The sequence below is a fragment of the Pusillimonas sp. SM2304 genome (assembly GCF_031628915.1).
GTDB lineage: Bacteria > Pseudomonadota > Gammaproteobacteria > Burkholderiales > Burkholderiaceae_B > Pusillimonas_C.
Map to the genome: position 1 here is coordinate 1,489,975 of NZ_JAVLUJ010000001.1, position 13,300 is coordinate 1,503,274.

The 13,300-nt window shown below is 61.9% G+C and carries 15 protein-coding genes; 7 read left to right on the plus strand and 8 right to left on the minus strand.

The window, feature by feature from the left end:
* The first annotated feature begins 48 nt into the window (after nt 1-48).
* The 4 genes from RE432_RS06855 to RE432_RS06870 are packed head-to-tail and all read left to right on the plus strand — an operon-like array spanning nt 49 to nt 3,828.
* Entirely contained in the window at nt 49-939 is an 891-nt protein-coding gene (locus tag RE432_RS06855) for an ABC transporter permease (RefSeq protein ID WP_310933044.1), read from the plus strand.
* An 8-nt stretch (nt 940-947) separates the two neighbouring features.
* A complete protein-coding gene (locus RE432_RS06860) occupies nt 948-1,925 on the plus strand; it encodes an ABC transporter ATP-binding protein (protein WP_310932541.1) in 978 nt (325 codons plus the stop codon).
* Nucleotides 1,922-2,971 (plus strand): oligopeptide/dipeptide ABC transporter ATP-binding protein, encoded by a 1,050-nt coding sequence (locus RE432_RS06865; protein ID WP_310932542.1) that lies wholly within the window; start codon nt 1,922-1,924, stop codon nt 2,969-2,971. The genes RE432_RS06860 and RE432_RS06865 overlap by 4 nt, the downstream gene beginning before the upstream one ends.
* Complete coding sequence (locus RE432_RS06870; RefSeq protein ID WP_310932543.1) at nt 2,968-3,828, plus strand: N-formylglutamate amidohydrolase; 861 nt, start codon at nt 2,968-2,970, stop codon at nt 3,826-3,828. Before RE432_RS06865 ends, RE432_RS06870 begins: the two co-directional genes overlap by 4 nt.
* Here the strand turns inward: RE432_RS06870 and RE432_RS06875 are convergent.
* Both RE432_RS06875 and RE432_RS06880 read right to left on the minus strand, forming a co-directional pair.
* Complete coding sequence (locus RE432_RS06875; protein ID WP_310932545.1) at nt 3,825-4,841, minus strand: C45 family peptidase; 1,017 nt, start codon at nt 4,839-4,841, stop codon at nt 3,825-3,827. The two genes, RE432_RS06870 and RE432_RS06875, sit on opposite strands and share 4 nt — an antisense overlap.
* 12 nt (nt 4,842-4,853) lie before the next feature.
* Nucleotides 4,854-5,777 (minus strand): MurR/RpiR family transcriptional regulator, encoded by a 924-nt coding sequence (locus RE432_RS06880; RefSeq protein WP_310932546.1) that lies wholly within the window; start codon nt 5,775-5,777, stop codon nt 4,854-4,856.
* Nucleotides 5,778-5,891: 114 nt separating this feature from the next.
* Here RE432_RS06880 and RE432_RS06885 point away from each other — a divergent pair, with 114 nt between their 5' ends.
* Both RE432_RS06885 and RE432_RS06890 read left to right on the plus strand, forming a co-directional pair.
* The gene (locus tag RE432_RS06885) at nt 5,892-7,217 is read left to right on the plus strand and encodes an aspartate aminotransferase family protein (RefSeq protein WP_310932547.1); all 1,326 of its coding nucleotides are present in this window, start codon (nt 5,892-5,894) and stop codon (nt 7,215-7,217) included.
* Between the two features lie 72 nt (nt 7,218-7,289).
* Nucleotides 7,290-7,814 (plus strand): carboxymuconolactone decarboxylase family protein, encoded by a 525-nt coding sequence (locus RE432_RS06890; protein WP_310932548.1) that lies wholly within the window; start codon nt 7,290-7,292, stop codon nt 7,812-7,814.
* A 54-nt stretch (nt 7,815-7,868) separates the two neighbouring features.
* On the opposite strand, the gene RE432_RS06895 is transcribed toward RE432_RS06890, so the two are convergent.
* The gene (locus tag RE432_RS06895) at nt 7,869-8,411 is read right to left on the minus strand and encodes a cob(I)yrinic acid a,c-diamide adenosyltransferase (RefSeq protein ID WP_310932549.1); all 543 of its coding nucleotides are present in this window, start codon (nt 8,409-8,411) and stop codon (nt 7,869-7,871) included.
* Nucleotides 8,412-8,433: 22 nt separating this feature from the next.
* Complete coding sequence (locus RE432_RS06900) at nt 8,434-8,865, minus strand: GNAT family N-acetyltransferase (protein WP_310933045.1); 432 nt, start codon at nt 8,863-8,865, stop codon at nt 8,434-8,436.
* Nucleotides 8,866-8,991: 126 nt separating this feature from the next.
* On the opposite strand from RE432_RS06900, the gene RE432_RS06905 reads away from it, so the two are divergent.
* Entirely contained in the window at nt 8,992-9,294 is a 303-nt protein-coding gene (locus RE432_RS06905) for a copper-binding protein (RefSeq protein ID WP_310932550.1), read from the plus strand.
* Nucleotides 9,295-9,438: 144 nt separating this feature from the next.
* On the opposite strand, the gene hslU is transcribed toward RE432_RS06905, so the two are convergent.
* The 4 genes from hslU to RE432_RS06925 all read right to left on the minus strand — a co-directional run bounded on the left by hslU (nt 9,439) and on the right by RE432_RS06925 (nt 13,233).
* The gene (gene hslU, locus RE432_RS06910; RefSeq protein ID WP_310932551.1) at nt 9,439-10,770 is read right to left on the minus strand and encodes an ATP-dependent protease ATPase subunit HslU; all 1,332 of its coding nucleotides are present in this window, start codon (nt 10,768-10,770) and stop codon (nt 9,439-9,441) included.
* Between the two features lie 12 nt (nt 10,771-10,782).
* Nucleotides 10,783-11,316 carry an ATP-dependent protease subunit HslV gene (gene hslV, locus RE432_RS06915; protein ID WP_310932552.1) on the minus strand — a complete coding sequence of 178 codons (534 nt, stop codon included), beginning with the start codon at nt 11,314-11,316 and terminating at the stop codon, nt 10,783-10,785.
* Nucleotides 11,317-11,407: 91 nt separating this feature from the next.
* On the minus strand, nt 11,408-12,370 hold the full coding sequence (locus RE432_RS06920; protein ID WP_310932553.1) for an AraC family transcriptional regulator: 963 nt from the start codon (nt 12,368-12,370) through the stop codon (nt 11,408-11,410).
* Between the two features lie 26 nt (nt 12,371-12,396).
* Nucleotides 12,397-13,233 carry an SDR family NAD(P)-dependent oxidoreductase gene (locus RE432_RS06925; RefSeq protein ID WP_310932555.1) on the minus strand — a complete coding sequence of 279 codons (837 nt, stop codon included), beginning with the start codon at nt 13,231-13,233 and terminating at the stop codon, nt 12,397-12,399.
* Between the last annotated feature and the right edge of the window lie 67 nt (nt 13,234-13,300).

The window sequence follows — 13,300 nt, forward strand, 5'->3', positions numbered from 1 at the left end:
GATAAGGAAGTAGTTCTGAACGCTGGACCGTCAGCCGACAGGTCTGGCATGGTGTTGCCGGCGCATGAAAGCCGGGCGCGGGTGTTTGTGGCGCAGTTTTGTTCCAGCAAGCTGGCGGTGCTGGGGCTGATACTGTTGGTGGCGTGCCTCGCGCTGGCCATTTTTGCGCCCTGGATTGCGCCGCAGAACCCGTTTGATATCGGCACGCTGGACATCATGGATTCGAAGATGCCGCCCGGCAGCGTCAACATGGATGGCAGCCTGACCTATTGGCTGGGCACCGACGGGCAGGCGCGCGATGTGTTCTCGGCCATTCTGTACGGCTTGCGCATCAGTCTGTTCGTGGGGTTTGTGTCGGTGTCGGTGGCCTTCCTGATCGGCGCGGCGGTCGGGCTGATTTCGGCTTATTTCGGCGGGCGCATTGATGCGCTGCTGATGCGCATCGTCGACATCCAGCTGTCTTTTCCATCCATTCTGCTGGCGCTGGTCTTGCTGGCGGTGCTGGGCAAGGGCGTCGACAAGGTCATCTATGCGCTGATCGCCGTGCAATGGGCTTATTTTGCGCGCGCGGCCCGGGGCGCGGCCATCGTCGAGCGCAACAAGGAATATGTCGAAGCCGCGCGTTGCATGTCGCTGTCGTGGCACCGCATCTTGTGGCGCCATGTATTCCCCAACTGTATTCCGCCGCTCATGGTGATCGCCACCATCGACCTGGCGCACGCGATTGCGCTGGAAGCCACGCTGTCTTTCCTGGGGGTTGGCGTGCCGGTGACCGAACCCTCGCTGGGCATGCTGATCTCCAACGGTTTTGAATTCCTGCTGTCGGGCAATTACTGGATTTCTTTCTTCCCGGGCATTGCGCTGGCCTTGGTCGTGGTGGCCATCAACCTGGTCGGCGACCATCTGCGCGACATCCTTAATCCGCGCAACGAAGTCTAGGGCCTGCGATGACGACGACACCGCTATTACTGGATGTACAAGGGCTTAGAACCTGGTTCCACACGCGCGATGGGATCGTCAAGGCGGTGGACGGCGTATCGCTGCAATTGCGGCACGGCGAAATCCTGGGGCTGGTGGGCGAGTCGGGTTCAGGCAAAAGCATTACCGGGTTTTCGCTGATGAAGCTGGTCGATGAGCCCGGCCGCATGCAGGCCGAGCGCCTGCACTTCAATGGGCAAGACTTGCAGGCCCTGTCGGCCGAAGCATACCGCCAATTGCGCGGACGCGATATGGCCATGATTTTCCAGGACCCGATGATGACGCTGAACCCCACCTTGCGGGTGGATACGCAGATGATCGAGGCCATACGCGCGCATAACCCGGTGTCGCGCAAGGCGGCGCGCGCGCGTGCCATACAGGTGTTGGGCATGGTGGGCATTCCGTCGCCGGCTGACCGCCTGCTGGTGTATCCGCATCAGTTATCGGGCGGCATGCGCCAGCGCATTGCGATCGCCATTGCCTTGCTGAACGAGCCCAAGCTGATCATTGCCGACGAGCCCACCACCGCGCTGGACGTCACCATACAGGGGCAGATTCTGTACGAGGTGCAAAAGCTGTGCCGCGAGATGGGCACCGCGCTGATCTGGATCACGCACGATCTGGCGATTGTGTCGGGGCTGGCCGACAGGCTGGCCGTCATGTACGCCGGGCGCATCGTTGAAACCGCCCCTACGGACCAGATTGTCGGCGCTGCCCAGCATCCGTATACGCACGGGCTGATTTCCTCGATTCCCTCTACGGCCACGCGCGGGCAGAAACTGTTCCAGATACCGGGCTCCACGCCGTCGCTGCTGGACCTGCCGCCGGGCTGTCCGTTCCAGGCGCGCTGCTACCGCGCCACCGCCCAGTGCGTCAACGATCCCGTGCTGGAGGAAACCGCGCCGGGACATTGGGTCAGCTGCTGGCATAAGGGGGTGCAGGAATGAGCCACGCCGACATTATCCTGAGCCTGCGCGATGTGCAGCGCCGCTATAGCCAGCCGGTGGACTTGATCGAACGCCTGGGGCGCATGCTGAAAGGCGGCGGGCCGCCGCGATCTGTGCTGGCGGTGGCGGGCGTGGACCTGGATGTCAGGGCGGGCGAGGTCATCGGGCTGGTGGGCGAGTCGGGCTGCGGAAAATCCACCCTGGGCCGCATGCTGACCGGCATTCTGCCCACCAGCGCGGGGGAAATCCAGTACAAGGGCAAGCCGGTGCACAAGCTGTCCGGCGCGGCACGGCGCGAGTACGAACTGGGCGTGCAGATGATCTTTCAGGACCCCTTTTCCTCGTTGAACCCGCGCATGCGCGTGCTGGACATCATCGGCGAAGGGCCGGTGGTGCACGGCCTGGTGAAGCGGTCGGGCAAAGAGGCCTATGTGGCCGAGCTGATGCAAAAAGTCGGCCTGGACCCGGCCTACCGCTTTCGCTATCCGCATCAGTTTTCCGGCGGGCAGCGCCAACGCATAGGCGTAGCCCGCGCCCTGGCGCTGCAGCCGGCCGTCATCGTGTGCGACGAGGCGGTGGCGGCGCTGGATGTATCCATTCAGGCCCAGGTGCTTAACCTGTTTATCCAGTTGCGCCGCGAATTCGACCTGACTTACTTCTTCATCAGCCACAACCTGGGTGTGGTCAGCCACATTTCCGACCGGGTGGCGATTATGTATCTGGGCCGGGTTGTAGAGCTGGCTGATACGGACACCATCTTCAGCCGTGCCCACCACCCGTATACCCAGGCGCTGATCAAGGAATTGCCCGTGCTGCGCACCGGCCAGCGCCAGTTCGATCCCATCAAGGGCGAACTGCCATCGCCCATCGATCCGCCTTCGGGCTGCCCCTTCCATCCGCGCTGCCCGCACGTCATGGATCGGTGCAAGGTGGAACGCCCCTTGCTGAAAGACATCAACGTTGGGGGCAGGCAGCATCTGAGCGCCTGCCATTTGCCGCCCGGCCCCCTTCAGGCAAACAGCCCCTCTTTTCAGGAGACATCATGAAATTCGCCGACTCGGAATTTGATCCCTACTTCTTGGCGCTGCCCACCAGCAGCGCCATACCATTGGTGTGCGATTCGCCGCATAGCGGGGTCATCTATCCGGCCGACTTTCAGTACTGCATTCCGGTGGCGGAGCTGCGTTCGGCCGAAGACACCTATGTCGACGAGCTCTGGCAGGCGATTCCATCGATCGGGGGCAGCTTGCTGGCGGCTAATTTCCCGCGTTCTTACATCGACCCGAACCGGGAAGTGGATGATATCGACCCCAATATCCTGGCCGAACCCTGGACGACCGATCTGCATCCCAGCGAGAAATCACGGCTGGGCCATGGATTGATCTGGAGCAAGGCACGCAAGCAGCCCATCTATGACCGCAAGCTGTGGGTGGCCGAAGTAGAGAACCGCATTGGCACCTACCATCAGCCGTATCATCAGGCACTGGCCCGGCAGATCGAGGCGGCGCACGAGCGCTTCGGGGTGGTGTGGCACCTGAACCTGCACTCCATGCCCTCGAACTCCTACGAGGTCCTGGAGATCGATACTGACAAGCCGCTGGCCGACTTTGTGCTGGGCGACCGGGACGGCACCACCTGCGATCCCACGCTGATCGGCATTATTGAAGACTTCCTGCTGGAACGCGGCTACACCGTGGCGCGCAATGATCCCTTCAAGGGGGTTGCCTTGATTGCGCGCATTGGCCGTCCGCGCGAGAACCGGCACAGCCTGCAGATCGAGGTGAACCGGGCCTTGTACATGGACGAGGACACCTACGAAAAAAGCGCCAATTTCGGTAAGCTGCAAACCGACCTGACGCTGTTGAGCGCCAGGGTGGCTGAGTTTGTGAAATCGGTGATCTAGCCCAGGCGGGCATCGACCAGGCTGAAGCGCGCCGATTGGCCTGGCCGTTCGTACACCTGCCAGTCGACTTGTTCCGCCGACACGCGGATATCGGCGGTGGCCATGGTGTTTTCATGGTCGCTGTCGTCGGGCGCGCAGCGGTATATCGGGAACACCGGATTCGATTGATCCGACAGGATGGCCAGGGGGTCGCGTTCGCCGGCGGCCAGCAGGGCGTCGCCGCGTTCCTGGCGATATTGCGATGACGAGGTGACGAGTTGCGGATGCTTGCGCAGGGCGTCGTGGATGACATGGTTGGCATGCAGTGAAGGCGCCACGACGGGCTGGACCGAAACGCCTTCCGCGTTGAACTCCACGCTCAGCAGATCGGGCCGGCCGCGCTGCGCCAGCGTCAGGTGGAATCCGCCTGATTTCGGGGTGTCGTGCAGCAGGGCCAGGGCATCGTCCAGCCTGGACTGGTTCAGCAGGGCGCGGGTGATCGCCATGCGGGGAACACCCGCTGCCACTTGGCGTGAACGCAGGTTGTTGACCGTGCAGGCCAGGCCGTGCGCGGTCACCGCAAAAGTATGGCCTGGAATAGAGGCCGGATAAACGAAGGAGGCGAAGGCGGGGCCGCCGTCGGGACTGAACAGGCCGATGCCGCAGTACCCGGCAAACCCGGGGTCGCCGTCTTCGTTGTGGGTGATGCGCGGCTGCCCGTCCTGGGGCAACTGCACCGTGGTGCAGCCATCGGGCGACATGGACCACAGATCGCCCCGGCAATTCCATAGGAAGACATCATCGAACGGCAGCTCCAGCCCATCGGCCAGGCCCTCGATTTCTTGCTTGATCAGGGGGAAATGCTGTTCGGTCAGGGCCAGCATGGCGCTGGCGGCGCTGCTGCCGCGCCAGGCCATGACGCTAGCCCAGGAAGGGGAGTGGATCAGATAAGTGTGCGCAGCCTGTGCCCCGAATTTGCCCAGGGTGGAGCCAAGCTGAAACGGCGTGCCCGAGAGTTCGACGAGTGACAACATGAATCATCCTGTTTATAGATAGGCGCCGGTCTGGTGCAGCTGGTTCTCGGCGCGTTCAATACCTGCGATGGCCTGTTTTCCCGCCTTGGCCAATAGTTGTTCGATCAGCAGTTCGATCAGCGCAATGGCGGCGGCGCTGGACGGAAAAAAGGAAGGTGTGTCGGTGGTGAACAGCAGGACGCAGTCGGCATCCAGCGCGATCGGCGCCACGATGCTGTCGCAGATCGCCAGCACACGGCTGCCTGCCTGATGCGCTGCCTTGGCCACCCGCATGGCTTCGTTGGAGTAGGGTGCAAAGCCGATGATGACCACGATATCGTCTTTGGCAATCGCCCGCAACTCCATTTCCAGCGTGCCCGCGTCGCCCCGCAGTACCGTGACCGACGAACGGAACAGGCGGTATTGGTACTGAAAGACGAAGGCCGGCGCGAACGAAGCCCGGAAGCCGGCGACATGGACTTGGCGGGCCCGGGACAGCAACTGGGCCGCTTGCGGCAGGCGGCCGGCGTTCAGTTCTTCCAGCAGGCGGATATTGTCGGCTTGCGCCGATACGGCCCGGCTCAGGGCGTTGCGCGGGTGCTTGCCGCGGATCAGCTTGCGGGCCTGGTCCGCGTAGCGTTTGGGGCGCTGTTGCAAGGACAGCACAAAGACGTCTTTCAATGCCTGCCAGCCTGGGTAGCCCAGCGACTTGGCCAGCCGCACCAGCGTGGCGGGCTGCACACCGGCCTGCTCGGCAATCCTGCGCATGGACGCCACTGGAATGTCGGCGGGAAAATCCAGCAGATAGCGTGCGCCCACCTGAAATTGTGGTGTCATGCCGGCGAAGTCGCGCTGAATGCGGGCGGTCAGGGCGTCCAGGCTGGCGGGAGCGGTATCTGGCCCTGGCCGCGGGCTGGCGGCATGGGGGGAGCGGGGGTAGGAGGCCGATTGAGTCATGTGTGAGGAAACAGCAACGTAGCAAGCCCCGTAATGCGGCGGATGACATGATTATATTGATTTATTTGTTGAGCGGTATATGATTAAAGAAACATTTGTTGAATCAGGCCCGTCATGACACACGTATTCCATCGCAATCCCAAACAGCAGCTCGATTTTGCCGTTCGCGGCCAGGGTATAGAACTGTTCGACCAGAACAACAAGTCGTATATCGACGCTTCGGGCGGCGCCGCGGTGTCGTGCCTGGGGCACGGCTACCCTGCGGTCATCCAGGCCACCAAGGATCAGCTCGATCAGCTTGCCTATGCGCATTCGTCCTTCTTCACGACCCAGCCCGCTGAAGAACTGGCCGACTTCCTGGCCGAGCGCGCGCCTGGCGACCTGAATCGCATCTATTTTGTCTCGGGGGGCTCGGAAGCGGTCGAGGCCGCGCTGAAGCTGGCCCGCCAGTATTTCGTCGAGATCGGCCAGCCCACACGCCGCCATTTCATTGCGCGCCGCCAGAGCTACCATGGCAATACGCTGGGGGCGCTGGCCATCGGCGGCAACGCCTGGCGCCGCGAACCTTTCCTGCCTTTGCTGGTGCCGGCGCACCATGTGTCGCCCTGCTACGCCTACCGCGACCAGTTGCCGGGTGAAACCGAAGCGCAGTACGCTGAACGCCTGGCGCAAGAGCTCGACCAGCAAATACAAGACCTGGGTGCTGAAAACGTGGCCGCCTTCGTGGCCGAAACGGTCGTGGGCGCCACGGCGGGCGCACTGGCGCCGGTGCAGACCTATCTGAAGCGCATTCGCGAAGTATGCGATCGGCATGGCGTCCTGCTGATCCTGGATGAGGTCATGTCAGGCATGGGCCGCACCGGCCACTTGTTCGCCTGCGCCGAAGACGGCGTCGCGCCCGACATCATCGCCATTGCCAAAGGGCTGGGTGCGGGCTACCAACCTATCGGCGCCATGGTGGCCAGCGAACGAATCTACAACGCCATCGTCGCGGGCAGCGGCTTCTTCCAGCACGGGCATACCTATATGGGTCACGCCACGGCGTGCGCCGCCGCGCTGGCCGTGCAGCGCGTGATCGAAGATGAAAACCTGCTGGACAACGTCAAGCAGCGTGGCGAGCAGTTGCGTAGCGAACTGCGCCAGGTGCTGGGCGGGCATCCCAATGTGGGCGATGTGCGCGGCCGCGGCCTGTTCGTAGGCGTTGAATTTGTGCAGGACAGGGCCAGCAAGGCCACGCTGGACCCCGCGCAAAAGACCCACGTCAAGCTTAAAAAGCAGGCCATGCAAAATGGCCTGATGATGTATCCCATGGGGGGCACCATAGACGGCGTGCAGGGCGACCATGTATTGCTGGCCCCGCCATTCATCTGCAGCCCGGCCGATATCAGCGAAATCGTATCGCGCTTTGCCGGCACCGTGAACCAGGTACTGCCCGCTTAATTTACTATTGCATACCCCCGCGCCCTGCGGCGTGGGGGTATATTTTTGTTTTCGTTTTAAGGAAGCTTGACCATGGCCCGTTTACCCTATGCCGATCTGACCCACCCCGAGGTCAGCCCGCTGGTCGACCAGATTGTTGCCGAGCGCGGCAGTGTGCTGCATTTGTATCAGATGCTGCTGCAAAGCCCGCCGGTTGCGCGCGGCTGGCTGAATCACCTGACCGGTATCCGGCATAACAGTTCGTTGAATGGCGCTGTGCGCGAAATGGTGATTATGCGCATTGCCTATTTGAACGGGGCGCCGTACGAGGCCGAGCAGCATGCGCCCATCGCCCTGAAAGAGGGGATGACGCAGGCTCAGTTGGATGCCTTGGATGGATGGGAAGGTTCGAGTCTGTTCAGCGACAAGGAAAAGGCGGTGCTGGCGTATACGGACACGATGACGCGCGACGTGCAGGTGCCGGATGCTGTTTTTGATGCGGTGAAGCCTTATTTTGAGCCGCGCGAGCTGGTGGAGTTGACGGCGACGATTGCGACGTACAACATGGTGTCGCGGTTCCTGGAGGCGCTGCAGATTCATTCGCATGATGCGAGGTAACTGAGCAGTGCTTTTTTTGAGCCCTTCTTGAACCGCTTGCCTCGTGCTATGGGGCTAGCGGCCCCACAATACATCTTGCTGGCCGGCGGCGCGGTTAAGGGCGCGGGCCAGCACGAAGCACAGGTCGGAAAGGCGGTTGAGGTATTGCTTGACGGGCGCATTGACGCTGGGCCCGGCTTTATCCAGGGTGATGACTGAACGTTCTGCGCGCCGGCATACTGTGCGCGCGATGTGAGCCAGTGCGGCGGCGCGGGTGCCGCCGGGCAAGATGAATTCTTGCAATTTGCCCAGCGCCGCATTGTGTTCGGCTAGGGCTTCTTCCAGAAATAGCACGTGGTTTTTAGACAGTGCCGCATGGCCAGGGATGCACAGTTCGGCGCCCAGGTCGAACAGGTCGTTTTGCACGCGCGCCAGCACGGTGTCGATCGCGGGGGGCAGGGCTTCGGTGCGCAGCAGGCCCAGGGTGCTGTTCAGTTCGTCGACATCGCCCATCGCGGCAATACGCGGCGCGTCTTTGTCGATGCGGCTGCCGTCGCCCAGGCCGGTGGTGCCTTTATCGCCGGTGCGAGTGGTGATGACGGAAAGACGTGTGGCCATGGCGGTGATGTCCTATGCTGATTTATCGTGATGCCAGGCGCTGCAGCGCGTCGCCGGTGACGCGGACGATGCGCCATTCGGGCAAGACGTCGGCGCCCAGGTGTTTGTAGAAGTCGATGGCGTTCTGGTTCCAGTCCAGCACGACCCATTCGAAGCGGCCGCAGCCCTGTTCTATGGCCAGTCCGGCCAGATGCTTGAGCGCCATCTTGCCCAGGCCTTGGCCGCGATGGGCGGGCTGTACGTACAGGTCTTCCAGATACAGTCCGCGTTTGTCCAGGAAGCTGGAGTAATTGTGAAACCACATGATGTAGGCGACCGGTACGCCCGGCTGGCTCTCGGTGTGGGCCACCAGGCAGTGCGCCGCCGGCGGTTCGCCGAAAAAGCTGTTACACAGCGTTTCCTCGGTCGCTTTGAAAATATCGGTGAGCTTTTCGAATTCAGCCATCTCGCGCATCAGGCCCAGTATGTATGGGATGTCTTCACGGTGGGCCGGGCGTAGCTGGTAACGTTCTGTTGCGCTGGACAAGCGTATTCCTTGGTTTGGCGTTATGCTGGAATGGTGTTTTTTGGAGTTTAGCTTATGCCTGTAATGAATCACCGCGTTGCGCAGGCCCTGGCGGCCGCGCTGGCTTTTACCTCGTTCTATTCCGTCAATGCCGTGGCGCAGGAAGCCAGTGCGTCAGGAGAGGTGCGCCGCGTCGATGCCGAGGGCGGCAAAGTCACCATCAAGCATGGCGCCATTTCCGACCTGGAGCTGCCGGCCATGACGCTGGTCTACAAGGCCGATCCCGCCCTGCTGGCCGGCATCAAGCCCGGCGATAAGGTCAAATTCACCGCCAAGCGTGAAAACGGGCAGTATGTGGTGACGGCGATTTCGAAGTAGCTCCGCCGGGGTAAGCCTTGATGCCGGTAGCCCGGCTGCAAAGGCAGCACCTAGCTTCCCCAAGCTCGCTTGAAGCCTGCCACGCACGTGCAGGCGCAAAATTTCAACAAGGCGGACTGACTGAGCCCGCCTTGTGCTCGCCGTTTATAGCACGTAGCGGGCCAAGTCCTGGCTGCTGGCGGTTTCTTCCAGCTTGTCGTTTACGTAGGCGGCGTCGATGGTGACGGTGTGGCCGCTGCTGGCCGTGGCATCGAACGATAGATCTTCCAGCAATTTTTCCATGACCGTATACAGGCGGCGGGCGCCGATGTTTTCGGTGCGCTCGTTGACGTCGAAGGCCAGTTCCGCCAGGCGCTGGATGCCTTCGTCGGTAAAGTTCAGTATGACATCTTCAGTCGCCAGCAAAGCGTGATATTGCTTGGTCAGCGAGGAATCGGTGTCGCACAGGATGCGCACGAAATCTTGTGCAGTGAGCGAATCGAGCTCCACGCGGATGGGAAAGCGGCCCTGCAGTTCAGGGATCAGGTCAGACGGCCGGGACAGGTGGAAGGCGCCGGAGGCGATGAACAAGATGTGATCGGTGCGTACGACACCGTACTTGGTGTTGACGGTCGTGCCTTCGACCAGCGGCAGCAGGTCGCGCTGCACCCCTTGGCGCGATACGTCGCCGCCCGAGTGTTCCTGGCGGGTGGCGATTTTGTCGATCTCATCCAGGAAAACGATGCCGTTCTGTTCGGCATTGGCCACGGCGGTGGCGCGCAGGTCATCTTCGTTGATGCGGCGGCTGGCTTCTTCTTCGGTCAGCAGCTTGAAGGCTTCCTTGACCGACATTTTCTTCGTTTTTTTCTTGTCGCGGCCCAGCCCGGCGAACATGCCCTTGAGCTGTTCGGTCATTTCTTCCATGCCGGGGGGCGCCATGATCTCCATCTGCGGCGCCATCTGGGCGACTTCGATTTCGATTTCCATATCGTCCAGCTTGCCTTCGCGCAGACGCTTGCGAAAGGTCTGGCGGGCGGTGTTTTCTTCGCGCTCGGGTTCGCCCTGCGCATTGCGGGCGGGCGAGATCAGGACATCCAGGATGCGGTCTTCGGCGGCGTCTTCGGCCTGGGTGCGCACGCGGCGGATCTGGATGTCGCGCGCCTGCTTGACCGAGATTTCGACCAGGTCGCGGATGATGGTGTCGACGTCGCGGCCCACGTAGCCCACTTCGGTGAACTTGGTGGCCTCGATCTTGATGAAGGGGGCATTGGCCAGCTTGGCCAGGCGCCGGGCAATTTCGGTCTTGCCCACGCCGGTGGGCCCGATCATCAGGATGTTCTTGGGTACGATTTCGTTGCGCAGGGGCTCGGGTACCTGCTGGCGGCGCCAACGGTTGCGCAGCGCAACGGCGACAGAGCGTTTGGCGCGGTTCTGTCCGACAATGTTCTTGTCGAGCTCAGAGACGATTTCGCCGGGGGTCATAGTAGTAGCGGACATAATAGGCGGTGCTTAAAGTGTTTCGACGATGTGGTTCTGGTTTGTGTAAATACACAGGTCGCCTGCGATTTCAAGGGATTTCTTGACGATCTCGGCAGGGGGGATGTCGGTATTTTGCAGCAGGGCCAGCGCGGCGGACTGGGCGTAAGCGCCGCCGGAGCCAATCGCGGCCAGGCCGTTTTCGGGCTCAAGGACGTCGCCGTTGCCGGTCAGGACCAGGGTGTGCTCTTTGTCGGCGACAATGAGCATGGCTTCAAGGCGCCGCAGCACGCGGTCGGTGCGCCAGTCCTTGGTGAGCTCGACAGCGGCGCGCATCAGGTTGCCCTGGTGCTTTTCAAGCTTGGCTTCGAACCGTTCCTGCAAGGTGAAGGCGTCGGCGGTGGCGCCGGCAAAGCCGGCAAGGATCTTGTCGTTGTAAAGGCGGCGTATTTTGCGCGCGGTGCCTTTGATGACGATATTGCCCAGGGTAACCTGGCCATCGCCGCCCAGGGCGACGTTTTCGCCTCGGCGAACGCAGATGATGGTGGTGGCGTGAAATTGTTCCATGGATCTTCCTTTGAGCTTTATAGCTGGGGATGAAGGCCGGAAGTTCAAGGGGCCAAACAGGAAGGAATGTTACTGCACGGCGTCGGGCCGCCTACTGGACGAAGCTGACATTGGCCGGATCTGCGCCGCGCAGCCGGGAGATATCCCGGGTGGGGGCATCCCCGAAAAATCGCGCATATTCGCGGCTGAACTGCGAAGCGCTTAAATAGCCCACGCGCCGGCTGGCCAGATTGGCGTCCATGCCTGTGGAGATCATCAGCATCCGGGCTTCCTGCAGCCGCAGCGCCTTCTGGTACTGCAAAGGGCTCATGGATGTCACCGACTTGAAATGCTGGTGCAGCGATGATGCGCTCATGTGCGCCAGTTCGGCCAGGGCTTCCACCCGCAGAGGCTGGGTGAAATTGTCGCGCACCCACGAGACCGCCCTGGCCACTCTGTGGGCGTTCGATTCCGTATGCCCGAACTGCGCCAGCCGTCCGCCCACCGAGCTGCGCAGCAGCCGGATCAGGATTTCATCCACGACCAGCGGCGCCAGCAGGGGGGCCTCGACGGGTTGCGCCATCAGCTCCAGCAGCCGCGCCGACGCGTCGATAATGGCTTCGCTGGCCTGGGCAAGATAGGCCGCGCGGCTGTCATGCACGCGCGGCGTCCCATTCGGATACACCTTCGTCACCAGTTCGGCGACCCTGTGCGTGTCCAGGTCCAGCCGGAAGCACAGGTAGGGCGCCGATGGGCTTGCAAGCTTGACCTGGGCCGCAATCGGCAAGTCGACGGAAAAGATTAACATGCGTGTGGGGTCGTATTCGTAGATATCCTCGCCAAGCAGCACGGTTTTTGCGCCTTGGGCGATGATGCACAAAGCCGGCCGGTGCAAGCCGTGCACCAGCTCTGTGTTTGGGCGAGAGGCGCGAAGCGCATGCACCCCGGGGACGCACAGTTCGAAACTGCCGTCATGGGGCGCATGGACGCTGAGCAGGCGGGCCAGCCTGGCGATATCAGACCGGCCGGCTTGCGCTTGGCCTGACGCCCGTACGGGAACCAACGCTTTGTTCATAGCACTCCAGCATACAAGTTCTTGGTTCAGAACACACCGTCTGTCGAGCGGGACAGCTCTGCGAAGGCATGAACCTCGCCAAGGCGGGCATCCAGCGATTGGGTGACCATCGCGACGGCGTCGCTGCCTGCCAGGAACTGCTTAGGCGGGTTGGGCATGCCGGCAAGCTTGACCAGCGCCGCACCCAGCTTGGCCGGGTCCCCGGCCTGCTGATGGTTGTAATGCTCATAGGTATCCTGGACGGTGCCTTCCGCTGAGTAATCCTCGATCAGGCGGTCACTGTATTTGACTGATTTGGCATCCAGGAAGTCGGTGCGGAAAAAGCCCGGCTCAACGGCGGTGACCTTGATGCCGAACGGTGCGACTTCCATGGCGACGGACGCCGACAGGCCTTCCACCGCGTACTTCGTTGCACAATAAACCGAGGCGCCCTTGAAGCCCAGCGCCCCCCCGACTGACGAAATATTGAATATCCGCCCTGAGCGCTGGCGGCGCATGACCGGCAGCACGGCACGCATCACGTGCATCAAGCCGAATACATTGGTTGCGAACTGATGCTCGATCTGCGGCGAGGTTACCTCTTCGAAGTTGGCCATTAAGCCGTAACCGGCATTGTTGACCAAGACATCGATACGGCCGAATCGTTCCAGCACGGCGGAAACGGCCGCTTCGGCCTGCGCTTCCTGGGCGACGTCCAGTTCCACAAAGGCAATGCGGCCGGCGGGTGCGTCCGGGAAGGACGCCTGCAACTGGGCAAGGTTTCGTCCCGTTGCGACGACTTGGTGTCCTGCCTGCAGTGCAGCCCGTACGACTTCGGCGCCGATGCCGCGGCCAGAGCCGGTGATGAACCATACTTGACTCATGAATCTCTCCGTTGAATGTTGAAGCCGGCCGTGAAGATGGCCGGTGAAGAGAATCTTATGTTTCGGC

Coding starts and splice junctions, on each gene's coding strand:
- RE432_RS06855 (WP_310933044.1), top strand. CDS start 49: ATGGTGTTGCCGGCGCATGAAAGCCGGGCGCGGGTGTTTGTGGCGCAG.
- RE432_RS06860 (WP_310932541.1), top strand. CDS start 948: ATGACGACGACACCGCTATTACTGGATGTACAAGGGCTTAGAACCTGG.
- RE432_RS06865 (WP_310932542.1), top strand. CDS start 1,922: ATGAGCCACGCCGACATTATCCTGAGCCTGCGCGATGTGCAGCGCCGC.
- RE432_RS06870 (WP_310932543.1), top strand. CDS start 2,968: ATGAAATTCGCCGACTCGGAATTTGATCCCTACTTCTTGGCGCTGCCC.
- RE432_RS06875 (WP_310932545.1), bottom strand. CDS start 4,841: ATGTTGTCACTCGTCGAACTCTCGGGCACGCCGTTTCAGCTTGGCTCC.
- RE432_RS06880 (WP_310932546.1), bottom strand. CDS start 5,777: ATGACTCAATCGGCCTCCTACCCCCGCTCCCCCCATGCCGCCAGCCCG.
- RE432_RS06885 (WP_310932547.1), top strand. CDS start 5,892: ATGACACACGTATTCCATCGCAATCCCAAACAGCAGCTCGATTTTGCC.
- RE432_RS06890 (WP_310932548.1), top strand. CDS start 7,290: ATGGCCCGTTTACCCTATGCCGATCTGACCCACCCCGAGGTCAGCCCG.
- RE432_RS06895 (WP_310932549.1), bottom strand. CDS start 8,411: ATGGCCACACGTCTTTCCGTCATCACCACTCGCACCGGCGATAAAGGC.
- RE432_RS06900 (WP_310933045.1), bottom strand. CDS start 8,865: ATGCGCGAGATGGCTGAATTCGAAAAGCTCACCGATATTTTCAAAGCG.
- RE432_RS06905 (WP_310932550.1), top strand. CDS start 8,992: ATGCCTGTAATGAATCACCGCGTTGCGCAGGCCCTGGCGGCCGCGCTG.
- hslU (WP_310932551.1), bottom strand. CDS start 10,770: ATGTCCGCTACTACTATGACCCCCGGCGAAATCGTCTCTGAGCTCGAC.
- hslV (WP_310932552.1), bottom strand. CDS start 11,316: ATGGAACAATTTCACGCCACCACCATCATCTGCGTTCGCCGAGGCGAA.
- RE432_RS06920 (WP_310932553.1), bottom strand. CDS start 12,370: ATGAACAAAGCGTTGGTTCCCGTACGGGCGTCAGGCCAAGCGCAAGCC.
- RE432_RS06925 (WP_310932555.1), bottom strand. CDS start 13,233: ATGAGTCAAGTATGGTTCATCACCGGCTCTGGCCGCGGCATCGGCGCC.